The sequence below is a fragment of the Calditrichota bacterium genome (assembly GCA_013112635.1).
Lineage (GTDB): Bacteria > Calditrichota > Calditrichia > Calditrichales > J004 > JABFGF01.
Map to the genome: position 1 here is coordinate 923,742 of JABFGF010000001.1, position 13,872 is coordinate 937,613.

Below are 13,872 nucleotides of genomic sequence, written 5' to 3' on the forward strand. Positions count from 1 at the left end.
AAAATTGAACATTTTTTTTTAAAAGAACACTTTACTGCTTTTTTTCTGAAAATTCTGCTACTTTAAATAGGTTTATCAAAGGATCTTCATCTATGTTTATATCAAAAACTTGCTTAAACCTCTCAAGTGATGCCACAAACCTAACAACCTCTTCCGATCTTGCCGGTTCAACATTTATCTCACTTTGAGTTGGGATAAGGTTTTTCACTCTCTCAGCAAGCTCAAAAAGGGTCATTCCCCTACCTGACCCGACGTTGGTTGGTCCTTTTAAGACCAATGAATTTGTAATACAATCTATCAGAACTTCACAAATTGTCTCGACAGATATAAAATCGATGACTTGTTTTCCACCAAAAATATTAATGTTTTTATTTTTCAAAACATTATCAATAAATATCGGAATTACGCGAGCAAAATCTCGAGTACCATAAACATTGGCAAAACGAAGAATTACAATTTCCATGTTATACATATTTTGGAAAACCTGGCAATATTTTTCCCCTGCAACTTTGCTGGCACCGTAAGAATTTTTTGAATCCAGAACATGGTCTTCTTTTACCGGAACAGATTTTGCTTCACCATAACTTTCACGAGATGAACTAAATATAAATCTTTTTATGCCATTTTTATGTGCCGCTTGTAAAACGTTGTAAGTTCCTACAACATTCGTTTGAAACGAGTAATCTATATCCGTAATTGAACCCATGACGTTTGATTGTGCTGCTAAATGAAAAACAATATCACATCCTTCAGATTCTTTAATAACTGAGTTCACATCTCTGATATCGCCTTCTACAAATCGGATTTTTCCTGATTTAATATGAGATTCAATGTTTTCAACTTTCCCACGAAAAAGGTTATCAAATACAATTATTTCATGATTAAGTACAACAAGTTTATCAACCAAATGGCTTCCAATAAAACCTGCCCCACCTGTTACAAAAATTTTCAATTAAAACCCCGCCAATCAGTCAATGTCAATTTCTTCTCCCCGCTTTGCAGATTCATATAAAGCATCAAGAATTTTCATTACCCGTAATGCGTCTGCTCCGGAAGAGATATTCTTTTCTTCACCATTTAATACTTTTATAAAATGCTTTAATTCTTTGCTGTATGCTTTTTTAAACTGATCTATTTTTGAAGTTTGATGAAAAGGCGAAACATTAACCAAATTATTGTGCATTTCTTTATGAATCCTTAGGGGATTAAGTTTTGCAGCACCATTTTTTCCAAATACATGAGTATACATTGTGTCTTTTTCAAGATGCATTTTCCAGCTTATTTCAATTGTAATGGTTTGGCCCGTTTTGGTTTCAATAACGGCCAGCGCGGCATCTTCTACCTCAAATTCCGGATTCAGGAAATAATCATATAACCTGACTTTTTTTAATGCAGGGAAATTTGTAATAAAAAAAGCAAGATCCATCAATTGTAAACCAAGATCGATCAAAACCCCGCCACCTGAAGACTTTTTCTCTGAATACCAGCCGGACATTTCTTTCTTTTCCCATTTCTTTAGCCAGCCGGTTTTTATATAAAATATCTCACCCAGTTCATCCTGTGCTAAAAAATTTCTTAAAATCTGCACATCATCTCTAAACCGGTTATGCATACCCACCATTAAAGTAAGGTTATTTTGTTCAGCCTGTTTTGTAAGTTTTTCAGCATCTTTTGCATTAAAAGCAATTGGCTTTTCTACAAGTACATTTACCCCTTTGCTTAAAGCAAGTTGTGTCATAGGAAAATGATGCAGACTTGGAGCGCAGATATGGAGAGCATCCAATTTTTCCTGCCGAAGCATCTCATCCAATACAAAATACCAACGTGGTATATTAAACTTTTCAGTTAATAAGCTAACCTTGCCTTTGTCAACATCACAAATTGAAACAAGCTCAACATTTTCCATTTTAGACCAATTAGGAAGATGGGCAACTTGTGCAATACTTCCAGCCCCGACCACAGCAATTTTCAATTTATCCATTACTTCTACTCCTTAATAAAAGCATTATAATTTATGGATTTTAATATTTTAACAGCTTCCAATGCTTTGGAAACATTTTCAAATGACAACATAAAAACACCACCTTCTTTTTCCCTGATTTTTAACAACTCGATATCTCTAATGTCTATATTTTTAGAAAAAAGCTCGTTTGAAATTTTTGCAATAACCCCTTTTTGATCATTTACATATACAAGAACATCGGTCAAAGGAGACAAAAATCCTTTGTTAATTTTAGGAATTAAGCTCCTATAATCATTAGCTTTTTCAAACCCTTCTTTTAAATTTCCAAGATTTGTTTTTTGCTTAGTCAAATGTTTAATAAAAATATCGATAGAATCTTCAATATTTTTTTTGTTCGAGTTAACAATATCCTGCCAAATTTCCGGAGAACTTGATGCAATTCGTGTAAGATCACGAAATCCACCGGCAGCAAGATCGAAACAATGCTCGAGCTCGTTGTTTTTAAACCCGACTGAATTCATCAAAGCAACTGCGACTATCTGAGGCAAGTGGCTAATATATGCCAGGGTTTTATCATGCTCTTCTGCCCCGAGAAAAAATATCCTGGCTTTTACTGATTCTAAAACAGGGATTAATTTTCTGGTAACTTCTTTGTTAACACTCTCTTTTTGACCGGATAATATGTAAACCGCATTTTCATATAAAAGTGGATTTGCCGCGTTAATACCGCTCTTTTCCGCACCGGTCATCGGATGGCTGCCAATATACTCACCACTAAAGTTTATTGTTTTGCAATGATTTTCAATTTCATTTTTTGTACTGCCCAAGTCTGTAACTACACATGTTTTTGAAACGATATTATTTAAATCTGCCAAGTGATTTTTTATTACAGCAATTGGAGTTGCCAAAAAGATAACATCCGCGTCGCAGCAATCTTGCGGCCAATTATGTATTTCTTTATCAATAATATTTTTTTTGGTTGCTTGTATTAAAATATCTGGAAAATCAAATCCATAAATTGTGGCGTTAAGTTTGCTATTTTTAATAGCCATCGCTAAAGAAGCACCCATTACGCCAAGCCCGGAAATTACAATTTTCATTTACTTTTCCTGAGCAACTTTCCGTCCAATTACCTCAGCGATAATGCGTATTTGCTTCATCAGATCATCAAATTGGTCGGGGTATAAACTTTGTGCGCCATCAGAAAGTGCTTTATCCGGTTCATCATGAACTTCAATCATCAATCCATTTGCTCCTGCCGCCACGGCTGCGCGGGCCATAGGAATAACTTTGTTACGCAACCCTGTGCCATGTGATGGGTCTGCAAATATAGGTAGGTGACTAAGTTTTTGAATAATTGGGACAGCACTAATATCCATTGTGTTTCGAGTATATGTTTCAAAGGTACGTATTCCCCGCTCACAAAAAATAACATTTTTATTTCCACCGGAAATTATATACTCAGCAGACATCAGCCACTCTTCGATTGTTGCAGAAATTCCTCTTTTTAAAAAAACAGGTATTTTGGATTTACCTAGTGCGCGGATAAATGAAAAATTCTGCATATTCCGTGCACCTACCTGAATGATATCTGTGTAATTACTGACAAGCTCAATCTGGTCTTTGTCCATTACTTCCGTTATCATTGCAAGATTGTACTTATCTGCCGCTTCACGCATATATTCCAATCCTTTTTCACCGAGGCCCTGAAAACTATAAGGAGAAGATCTTGGTTTAAATGCCCCGCCCCGAAGAATTTTGGCCCCTGCTTTCGCAACGCGTTCAGCAATCCGCATGATCTGGCCTTTGGACTCAATCGAACATGGACCAGCCATTATTACAGTTTCTTTTCCACCAATTTCAACATCTTTTACTTTAAAAACTGTATTTGATGATTTAAACTCTCGGCTAACTAATTTGTAAGGAGCAGAAATCCGGTATGTATCAGCAACCCCTTCCATCAATTGGATATCACGAATATCCAAACTGTTTGTATTGCCAATTACACCCAATATGGTATGATCAACACCCGTTGACCGATGAATATCAAATCCACCATCATCCAGTTTCTTTATAATCGCCTCTATTACTTTTTCTTTGGCGCCTTTTTCAATAATTATTACCATTAATGCTCCTGTTAAATTCGGTTTTTATCTAAATACGTTTGTAAAATGTTTACAGCGGCAATTTGGTCGATTATATGCCTGTTTTTGCTTGCTTTTTTTCCGGTACTTTTAAGCATCGTCTCAGCCAGCTTGGTTGTTAAACGTTCATCGATCGTTTCAATTTGAATTGCTATATTACTCTTCAATTTATCAATAATTTCTATTACTTTTTTGGTTTGTTGTGATAACTCCCCTTTTAATGTATATGGCATGCCTACTACAATTATCGAAATTTGTTTTTCTGAAATAATTGTTTCCAGCTCACTTTTTAGTGATTCAAAATTTTTCCACTTTATTGTCTTTAGTGGGTGCGCCATCAGCCCTAATCCATCACTAATTGATACACCAATTCGCACATCGCCAATATCTAATGCAATTACTTTTTTTACCATATTTTATATGTGAATTATTGAATGTTTAAAACACTATCATATGACTTATTTAAATGACAGTATTTTAATAAATATTAAGTGAGCTTGCTTAAGTGCAAAATATAAGAAAGATGGATTTAATATGGTAAAATAAAAATGTATAATAAAATATTATACAATCTTTGAGTTTATATTAATAGTAACGATTATTCAGTTCTAAAACTGAATACATAAATTTAAATAAAAATATCAAGGTTTATATTTAATGGTAATCGTTCTTGTAAAAAATTTTATTGGTATTATTTTAATGCTAACAAATCATTTTCAAGATTTCAACCTGAACAATTATAGCATTATTATTAACATAATCCTCCTTATTATTTTATCAATATTAATTTTTGTAAATATTAAAAGGTTTTCAAAAGCAGGAAAAAAAGATAAATATCTTATTCAGAGCGAGCAAAAATATAAAAGCTTATTTGATTCTGCAAATGATGCCATTTTCTTGATGCGTGGTGAAAGGTTTGTTGATTGTAATTCTAAAACTCTTGAAATGTTTAAATGTACTCGAGAGGAAATTATTAATTTACCTCCTTACGATTTTTCACCTGAAAGACAACCTGATGGACGTACTTCGAAAGAAAGTGCTATTGAAAAAATTACCGCTGCGATTTCCGGCAAACCACAGTTTTTTGAATGGAAACATTGCCGCCTTGATAAAACACCCTTTGATGCTGAAGTAAGTTTGAACACAATGGAATTAGATGGGCAATTATTTGTTCAGGCAATTGTTCGAGATGTATCTGAACGTAAACAGGCTGAAAGATTGCAAAATGCTGTTTATAAAATATCTCAAACGGCGGACTCTTCTTATGATTTAAATGAACTTTATACTGCAATTCATCAAAATATGCTATCGGTTATGGATGCAAAAAACTTTTATATTGCCTTATTTGATGAAAAGAAAAATTTAATCAGATTTCCATATTACGTTGATCAAAAAGACAACAAAGCACCTGAAAGAAAACCAGGAAATGGCTGGACAGAATATATTTTAAGAAGTGGAAAGGCTCAGTTAATTGATAAAAGAAAAGCAGAAGAAATTGCCAGGGAAAAACAAATAGATTTTATTGGAGCTACTTCTGCAACCTGGATGGGCGTCCCCTTAATTGTAGATAACAAAACGATTGGTGTGATGGTTGTGCAGCATTATAGTAATCCAAATGCTTATACAAAAAATGACCTGCGCATGATGGAATTTGTTTCACAACAAGTAGCAATCTCAATTAAAAAGAAACAAACAGAAGAACAAATTAGAATATTGTCTACATCTATGGAGCAAAGCCCGGCACTGGTTGTAATAACTGATTTAGAGGGGAAAATAGAATATATAAATCCAAAATTTATTGAGGTAACAGGTTATTCGCCTAATGAGGTATTAGGTAAAAAACCATCATTATTAAAGTCTGGCCAAATGTCCAATAGTTTTTATAAAGAATTATGGGAAACCATTTTAGCAGGCGAAGATTGGCGCGGCGAAATACATAACAAAAAGAAAAATGGTGAGCTTTACTGGGTAAACGCATTTATCTCGCCCATAAAAAATGAAAATGGTAAAACCACTCACTTTCTTGCATTAAAAGAGGACATAACTGAACAGAAGCTGCTTCAACAACAAATCTTCCAGTCTCAAAAAATGGATTCAATAGGAACTCTTGCAGGCGGTATCGCCCATGATTTCAACAATATTTTAACAATTATTACCGGTTTCTCCGAACTGGCCCTAATAAAATGCAAAGATAATGAAATTAGAAAACCTATTTCTACAATATTATCTGCCAGCCAAAAAGCAGAAAAACTAACTCGTCAAATTTTAGCATTTAGTAGAAAACAGATTTATCAGCCGCAGGTAATTGATATAAACCTGGTAATTTCTGATTTAGACAAAATGCTCCATAGAGTTATTGGGGAAGATATTAATGTTAATATTCAGCTTGCTCAAGGCATCGATAATATAAATGCCGATCCGAGCCAGCTTGAACAGGTTTTAATGAATTTATTTATTAATGCCCGGGATGCTATTAACCAAAAAACCAAAAAAGCTTCCGAAAAAAACATTTCAATAAAAACCGGGCAAATTTTTCTGGATGAAAAATTTTCCAGGCAACATATCGGCAGTAAAACAGGGCATCATGTTTATATTTCTGTAAGCGATAATGGAATTGGTATGGAGCAAGATGTTAAGGATAAAATCTTTGAACCATTTTTTACTACAAAAGAGCAAGGAAAAGGCACTGGTTTAGGTCTTTCCACTGTCTTTGGAATTGTTAAACAGAACAATGGCAGTATCTTTGTTTATAGCGAACCCGGGCGGGGAACAACATTTAAAATATACTGGCCAACTACAATGGACTGGCATAAAAACGAAAAAAATACTCACTTAAGTACAACCCACCTAAAAGGCAATGAAACCATATTAATTGTTGAAGATGATTCTAATGTAAGAGAATTTGCAGATTCAACCTTGGTTGAATTTGGCTATCATGTTCATTCATGCTCAAATGGTCGGGACGCACTTAATTTGATAAAGAATGATAGCTTTGATTTTGATTTATTGTTAACGGATGTAATAATGCCGGATATGAACGGCAAAGAACTATCTGAAAAAGTGAGTAATTTAAGGCCAAATTTACCAATTATCTTTACTTCCGGTTATACTGATGACCATATTGTTAATACAGGAGAGTTAGAAAAAGATATAAACTTTCTGCAAAAACCATTTTCTGTAAATGCACTACTTAAAAAGATAAAAGACGCAATAAATCAATAGTTGCGGAAACGGTGCAATAAAGGAGGGCGATTATTCAGCTACGTTTGGTTCACCCTCAAAGGTTTCTTTTTTCAATTCATCCTTAAGGATTTTACCAGCTTTGAAATGCGTTTTGCGGCGGGCAGGTACATAGATAATCTCACCTGTTCGGGGATTTCTTGCTTTTGGTTTCGGCTTGGTCTTTTTAACTTCAAATACGCCAAAGTCACGAATTTCTATACGGACTTCCGGATCAGCTTCACTCAGAATTTTTCGTAGAGATGAAAAAACAGCATCAACAAATTTTTCTGCTGTATAGATTTTTATGTTCTCACCTAAACTGTTATTTAATTCCAGGGCAGTTCTTTTGGCAACGTCCTTTTTTGTCACCGTTCTCATCCGCTCCTCCGTAATGTCAAAATCTCTAATTTTATTTAGGATTAATTGGGACGTTTAAAATAAAGCCATCTTTTTTTGAAAGCAAGCTTTATATCCAATAATTCCAATAATTTAAGCCGTATTAAAGCCAAACTTTACCATATTTCGGCTACACCATTTTAATCTTTATTTTTATTACAATTTTTATATAACTTTTACAAATTTCAATTAAAAGTGTCAATATATTCCGCAAGATAGACAATATACTTGGAGAAAATACAATAATTATATTTCCTTATATCTAAATTTAATTCGAGAAATAATTATAAGATAACCCGGAGAATTTTTGAGGGTGCTTAATTCGCACGAAAGAGCTATTTTATCATTTGCTTGAGTTCATTTAATTTTTGCAAGGCCTGCAGCGGTGTCATATTGTTTACATCAATCTGTTCCATTTCTTTTTCTATTTTGGCCTTTTCTTTTACCTCAAATAAGTTAATCTGGTTTTGATCCACTCTATGCCCTGCCCTGCGTTGGGCCAATTTTGGTTTTTTACTATTTGGGGTTAGTTCATTAGCTTCAAGATTTGAAAGTATTTCCTTTGCCCGTTCAATTAGTTCTGACGGCAATCCTGCTAACTGAGCAACATAAATACCATAACTGTTGTCTGTTCCGCCTTCAACAATTTTGCGCAGAAAAACAACCTGATCTTCCCATTCCTCAACAGCCACATTATAATTGTGGATACGCGGATATAATAATGCCAGCTCAGTTAGTTCATGGTAATGTGTGGCAAACAGGGTTTTTGATTTAATGGCACTGTTATTGTGAATATATTCAACCACAGACCAGGCAATGGAAAGTCCGTCAAAAGTGGATGTACCACGTCCAATCTCATCTAGTAAAATTAAACTTTTGGGAGTAGCGTTGTTTAGAATATTTGCAGTTTCATTCATCTCAACCAAAAAAGTACTTTCGCCCAAAGCCAGATTATCCGATGCACCAACCCGCGTAAAAATCCTATCAACAATGCCGATTTTGGCTTTTCTGGCCGGAACAAAACTACCAATCTGAACCATTAGTACAATCAACCCTACTTGTCTCAAAAAGGTTGATTTACCAGACATATTCGGCCCGGTGATTATCCAGACTTGCTGACTTGTAGTATCAAGCTTTGTGTCGTTTGCAATAAAATCGCTACCGGGTGGCAGGTTTTTCTCAACAACAGGATGCCTGCCATCAACGATTAATAAATCCTGACTTTCAGTTACTTCTGGTTTAATGTAATTATTTTCATACGCCGCGGTTGCAAAGCTATTCAAGCAGTCAATCTCAGAAATAGATGTACTGTTTTTCTGAATATCCGTTGTGTACTCTGAGACCGTTTCGCGGATATCCTGGAAAATTTTGTACTCAATCTGGTTTATTTTGTCTTCAGCGCCAAGAATTTTTTCTTCCCATTCTTTAAGTTCGGGCGTGATATATCTTTCGGCATTTACAAGGGTTTGTTTGCGGATATAATAATCGGGTGCCTTGTCTTTATGCACATTTGTAACTTCCAGGTAATAGCCAAAAACCTTGTTGTAGCTAATTTTTAAAGAAGAAATACCTGTTGCCGCGCGTTCTTTTTCCTGATAATTAATAAGCCAGTCTTTGCCATGTTCTGCAATATCGCGTAAATCATCCAGCTCCTTACAAAAACCCGGCTTTATCAAACCACCTTCCTGAAGTGAATTTGGCGGTGTTTCAACAATCGCTGCTTCAATTTCATCTTTCAGCTTTCCTAAAATGTTTATTTCTTTTGCGATTTTTGCAAGGGTTTTAAAAGGCTGTGAAGCTAAAAGTTGTTTAACCGGTTTTAAAATAGCCAGAGAGTTTTTTAGATTAATTACATCGCGGCCATTAGCACGGCCGGTTACAATTTTTCCTAATAAACGCTCCATATCAAAAACTTCCTGTAAAAGTTTTGCCAGCTCTTCACGTTTATTTTTATGGCCAAGAAGCTCCTCAACACATTTTTGGCGGGTTATGATTTGTTTTTTTGAAAGCAATGGATGTTGCAGCCACTGTTTCATCATTCGGCCGCCCATCGGTGTAATAGTAAAGTCTAAAACAGAAAGCAAGGTTGGTGTTCCTGCCTGCATAGTATTGGATTGGGATATTTCCAAATTTCGGCGGGTACTCTCATCCAAAACCATAAATTCCGATAAATTGAGCACTTTTAAACTTACAAAATGCCCAAGCCGGGTCTTATAATTTTCATTAATATAGTGGATTATTGCACCGGCTGCGGATACGCCCTTATCCATCTCATCACAGCCGTAGCCTTTAAGCGAATGTGATTTAAAATGATTAATCAGGGTTTCATAAGCATATTCGCGATTATAAACCCAGTCATCCCTTTTTGTTATAATAGCATCAAGCCTGTTTTGAATAAGATTATGAATAAAGTCATAATCCTTATTGGCAACCAGAATTTCACGGGGCTGGTACCGCACAAGATTATCCAGTAAAAAATTTGTAGGAAACTCTGCCAAAAGAAATGTACCCGTTGAAACATCGGCTATTGAAATGCCACAGATATTGTCATCAAAAGTAAGCGCCAGTAAAAAATTATTAGCCTTGCTGTCCAGTATTTTGTCGCTCAGTGTGGCGCCTGGTGAAGCAATTTCCACAACTTCCCGTTTAACAATTCCTTTAGCCAGCTTGGGATCTTCCACCTGTTCACAAATCGCTACGCGCAAACCCGCATTTAATAATTTAGGAAGATAATTATCCAAAGCATGATATGGAAACCCCGCCAATGGTACATCTGCAGATTTACCATGTGCTCTTTTTGTTAAGGCAATGCCTATAGTTTTAGCAATGGTTTTGGCGTCTTCGTAAAACGTTTCATAAAAATCGCCCATTCGGTAAAGCAACAGCACATTTTTATATTCTGCTTTTATACTGAGGTATTGCTCCATTAAAGGAGTTGTTTTGGCCTGCTTTTTAGACATTGATTTATCAATTGATTGTTGAAATTGAATAACGTGAGAATATTAAATATGAGGCCAAAAATACAAAAATGGAAGGAAAGAATCTATCTGATTAAAAAACTTTATTATTTATCTAAAAATCTAATTTGGCGTAAAAACAGGCAATGTAAAATAAAACGTACTGCCCTCTTGTGGAACGCTTTCTACCCACACTTTTCCGCGGTGAAGAGTAATAATTTCTTTACAGATGGCCAGCCCCAGACCAGTTCCTTTTAGCGATGCATCCTTACCGGCTTCTGTCTGTTCGTATTTATTAAAAACTTTGTCTTGTTCCTCTAGATCAATCCCAACACCGCTATCTTTTACCCATACACGGATTTCTTTTTGCTTTTCACCGGTAAGCTCTTTTTCCACACTTACCATCCTGTTTCCAATTTCAATTTTGCCACCATGGGTTGTAAATTTTAAGGCATTGCTGATATAATTTGTAAGAACTTGTTCAACGCGCATTTTATCAAATGAAATCAGAGGAACCTGCCTGTCAATTTTTAATTCCAGCTGAATGTTTTTCTTTTCTGCCAAAATTTTATGGTTTTCAAAAACAGACTCAATCAACGTGTTTAGGGCATTTACTTCAGGTGTAACCTGGAATTGACCAACCTCCAGCTTGGACGCAATCAAGAAGTTATCAATAAGTTTTAAAACTTTGTAACAGTTTTCTTTTGCTATGCTTAACAACTCTTCCTGCTCATCACTGATATCACCTACTACTTTATTTCGTACAATATCAATGTAGCCCTGGATAATATTAAGCGGCGATCTTAAATCATGCACCACCATAGAGTTGAAATCGGCTTTTAAACGCTCAATTCTTTTTTGAGGTCTTAGGTCTGAGAATACTCCTAAAAACCCGCCCTTCTCACCATGTTCGTGAGATTTGGTAAGAAATATTTTGAAGGGAACAAATTTATTGTCATTAGCGAGCATTTCAACTTCTAAACCAAACTCATATGCGGATTCATCGTCCTTATCATCATTACTTTCATAAACGACGTATTTTTCAAGTTCGGTGCTGGCTTTGTCTGAAGCCAGTTCATAAATATTGCGCCCAACTAAACTTGAACTGTTTTCATAACGCATTAAGCTGGCAAAACTTGGATTGTTATAAATTATATCACCCTTGATGTCACAAGTTATCAAGCCCATCGTCATTGTTTCAGCCAAATCACGGTATTTTGTTTCGGAAGTTTTGAGACTTTCAAATAAACTGGCATTTTCCAATGCAACTGCTGCCTGGTTAGCAAAATATTCCAGACTGCGAACTCTGTCATCATTTGGCCTAATCCTATCAACAGGATCATTTACTGAGATTACACCCAACTCCTTGCCGCGACTTAAAATCGGGATAAATAGCCAGTCGCGATCATTCCACTGTTTGCCAACTTTTCTTTCAAATACAGCAATATCTGTTTCTTTTATTTCAATCTGGGCAAATTTATGGTCAAGAAAATATGAGTTGCTTTGATGGAAACAACGCGATTTTAACTTTGAATACATCGTGTTAGGATATTTGTCCTGAATGCTCTTAAAAACTTTTTCTTTAACGCCAAAATAACAGACATTTTCAAATTTATTTTCATACACATTTTTGCGGTCCAGCATTACAATATTCCAGCCAAGCGTCCGCCGGATTGCTGTTGCGATTTTTGGCAACAACTCGCTTATGTGGCTTTCGAGAGTTAAATCTTTGCCAAGTTCAAATACCCTGTCCAACTGTTTTATTGTCTGGTTGGCTTGCTTAACTAAACGGCCTTCCATCAAAACATCTGTTGCTTTCCGAATAATTGTTTCTGCTTCTTTAATAATTACGCTGGAAAACCTTTTCATGCTGTTTTCATTTGCAGTGATCAAATAGCCTTTTACTTCATTGGCTATTTCAACAGTAAAAATAAGGATGGAATTATAAGTGCCGCCTGCAAGTTCTGTCATTGCAGCTAAATCCGGTAGCGCGTTTTTTGTCAGATTAAATACAGCATTCTTTTTCTTAGATTCCAGGAACTTCTCAAAAGTGGGATAATCTTTTGCCATTAATACCGGCGGTTTATCATCATCAAAAAGATTTATTTCACTACCGGCCTGGTAGCAATACTGCGGATATAAAAACCGAAACCCTTTATTATAATTAAAATAAATGCTTACATCGGTTTTTAATTTTTCAAGTACTTGTTTTGTTAAATACTCAAAAATCTCATCATCATTAAAACGGTGGAAAATATCCCTTTTTTCTGTTGGTTCACCTTGCGGGGCTACATTTCTTTCGCCATAAATTTTGCGCAATTCAAAAATACGTTGTCCTGCAGAATTAACTAGTACCGATAGATCATTAAATTCGGCATTTGATAATGCTTGTTTTATTGTGCTGCCAGCTATAATAACGCCAACAGGTTTTTTATTAGCATGAAGCGGCATCTGGTAATAAACTTCTGAATTCAGCCCAATCGTTGCCAAAAAATCGAGAACTTTCTTATTCGAAATTCTTTCGGGACCTTCATATTTCTTGGAAAAATAAACTTCTTTCCATACAGGCCCTTCAAAAATATCAGAAGCATTTTCATTATTTTCAGGATCCTTTGTTATAAAGTTATTATAATCATAGTCTCCTGATTTTGGGTTGTATATTAATTGCAGGATAAAGTCAAACGGATAATCATTGTAAAGAAAGTCATCAAAAAGTTCACAAAGCCGGTTTAAGTCATTTACAATGGAAATATTATATTGAATTTCAGAAATATTTTGCAGGCGGCTTATTTCTTTTTCATATTTTTCCTGCTTTTTTCGGTATTCAAGATGTAATCTTATTTTTAAACGTAAATCAGTCAAAACTGGGTCAGCGTTAATAACATCGCTTATACCGTTTTTCTCAAGTTCAATTCTGTCATAAAGTTCAATATCACCAATCATTGCAATAACGGGTGCATTTCTACAAAATTTTGACCGCTTGATTTTGCGCAATATTTTTTTTGCATCTGCAGTAAGAGCGGCACCCCATAGTATTATATCAGGCTCAATACTTTTTGCCAGACTAAAGGCATCTTCAATATTTTCAGCTATCATCACTGCAAAATCAATTTCACGTAAATATTCTGCAATCTTCTTTTTTAAGATTTTATTTTTGTGAATCAGAAGAATTTTCTGTTTATATAACATC

The 13,872-nt window shown here is 35.1% G+C and carries 9 protein-coding genes; 1 reads left to right on the forward strand and 8 read right to left on the reverse strand.

Annotated features, from left to right (window positions below):
- Nucleotides 1–31: 31 nt before the first annotated feature.
- The 5 genes from HND50_03735 to ruvX are packed head-to-tail and all read right to left on the reverse strand — an operon-like array spanning nt 32 to nt 4,520.
- The gene (locus tag HND50_03735) at nt 32–952 is read right to left on the reverse strand and encodes an NAD-dependent epimerase/dehydratase family protein (GenBank protein NOG44312.1); all 921 of its coding nucleotides are present in this window, start codon (nt 950–952) and stop codon (nt 32–34) included.
- Nucleotides 953–967: 15 nt separating this feature from the next.
- The gene (locus tag HND50_03740; GenBank protein ID NOG44313.1) at nt 968–1,981 is read right to left on the reverse strand and encodes a Gfo/Idh/MocA family oxidoreductase; all 1,014 of its coding nucleotides are present in this window, start codon (nt 1,979–1,981) and stop codon (nt 968–970) included.
- A gap of 5 nt (nt 1,982–1,986) precedes the next feature.
- Nucleotides 1,987–3,063 carry a prephenate dehydrogenase/arogenate dehydrogenase family protein gene (locus HND50_03745; protein NOG44314.1) on the reverse strand — a complete coding sequence of 359 codons (1,077 nt, stop codon included), beginning with the start codon at nt 3,061–3,063 and terminating at the stop codon, nt 1,987–1,989.
- The gene (gene aroF / locus HND50_03750; GenBank protein ID NOG44315.1) at nt 3,064–4,089 is read right to left on the reverse strand and encodes a 3-deoxy-7-phosphoheptulonate synthase; all 1,026 of its coding nucleotides are present in this window, start codon (nt 4,087–4,089) and stop codon (nt 3,064–3,066) included.
- 11 nt (nt 4,090–4,100) lie between these two features.
- Nucleotides 4,101–4,520 carry a Holliday junction resolvase RuvX gene (gene ruvX, locus HND50_03755; protein NOG44316.1) on the reverse strand — a complete coding sequence of 140 codons (420 nt, stop codon included), beginning with the start codon at nt 4,518–4,520 and terminating at the stop codon, nt 4,101–4,103.
- Nucleotides 4,521–4,764: 244 nt separating this feature from the next.
- Here ruvX and HND50_03760 point away from each other — a divergent pair, with 244 nt between their 5' ends.
- Nucleotides 4,765–7,329, forward strand: coding sequence for a PAS domain S-box protein (locus tag HND50_03760; protein ID NOG44317.1), 2,565 nt, complete (start codon nt 4,765–4,767; stop codon nt 7,327–7,329).
- 30 nt (nt 7,330–7,359) lie between these two features.
- Here the strand turns inward: HND50_03760 and HND50_03765 are convergent, their stop codons facing one another.
- The 3 genes from HND50_03765 to HND50_03775 all read right to left on the reverse strand — a co-directional run bounded on the left by HND50_03765 (nt 7,360) and on the right by HND50_03775 (nt 13,871).
- Nucleotides 7,360–7,707: an integration host factor subunit beta gene (locus HND50_03765; protein ID NOG44318.1), complete on the reverse strand. Its 348-nt coding sequence runs from the start codon at nt 7,705–7,707 to the stop codon at nt 7,360–7,362.
- A gap of 353 nt (nt 7,708–8,060) precedes the next feature.
- The gene (gene mutS / locus HND50_03770; GenBank protein ID NOG44319.1) at nt 8,061–10,652 is read right to left on the reverse strand and encodes a DNA mismatch repair protein MutS; all 2,592 of its coding nucleotides are present in this window, start codon (nt 10,650–10,652) and stop codon (nt 8,061–8,063) included.
- A 153-nt stretch (nt 10,653–10,805) separates the two neighbouring features.
- Nucleotides 10,806–13,871: a PAS domain S-box protein gene (locus HND50_03775; GenBank protein NOG44320.1), complete on the reverse strand. Its 3,066-nt coding sequence runs from the start codon at nt 13,869–13,871 to the stop codon at nt 10,806–10,808.
- Nucleotide 13,872: the final 1 nt, after the last annotated feature.

Bases quoted from the DNA above. Each gene is read 5' to 3' on its own strand.
- HND50_03740 (NOG44313.1), bottom strand. From the start codon at position 1,981: ATGGATAAATTGAAAATTGCTGTGGTCGGGGCTGGAAGTATTGCACAA.
- HND50_03745 (NOG44314.1), bottom strand. From the start codon at position 3,063: ATGAAAATTGTAATTTCCGGGCTTGGCGTAATGGGTGCTTCTTTAGCG.
- aroF (NOG44315.1), bottom strand. From the start codon at position 4,089: ATGGTAATAATTATTGAAAAAGGCGCCAAAGAAAAAGTAATAGAGGCG.
- ruvX (NOG44316.1), bottom strand. From the start codon at position 4,520: ATGGTAAAAAAAGTAATTGCATTAGATATTGGCGATGTGCGAATTGGT.
- HND50_03760 (NOG44317.1), top strand. From the start codon at position 4,765: ATGGTAATCGTTCTTGTAAAAAATTTTATTGGTATTATTTTAATGCTA.
- HND50_03765 (NOG44318.1), bottom strand. From the start codon at position 7,707: ATGAGAACGGTGACAAAAAAGGACGTTGCCAAAAGAACTGCCCTGGAA.
- mutS (NOG44319.1), bottom strand. From the start codon at position 10,652: ATGGAGCAATACCTCAGTATAAAAGCAGAATATAAAAATGTGCTGTTG.
- HND50_03775 (NOG44320.1), bottom strand. From the start codon at position 13,871: ATGTTATATAAACAGAAAATTCTTCTGATTCACAAAAATAAAATCTTA.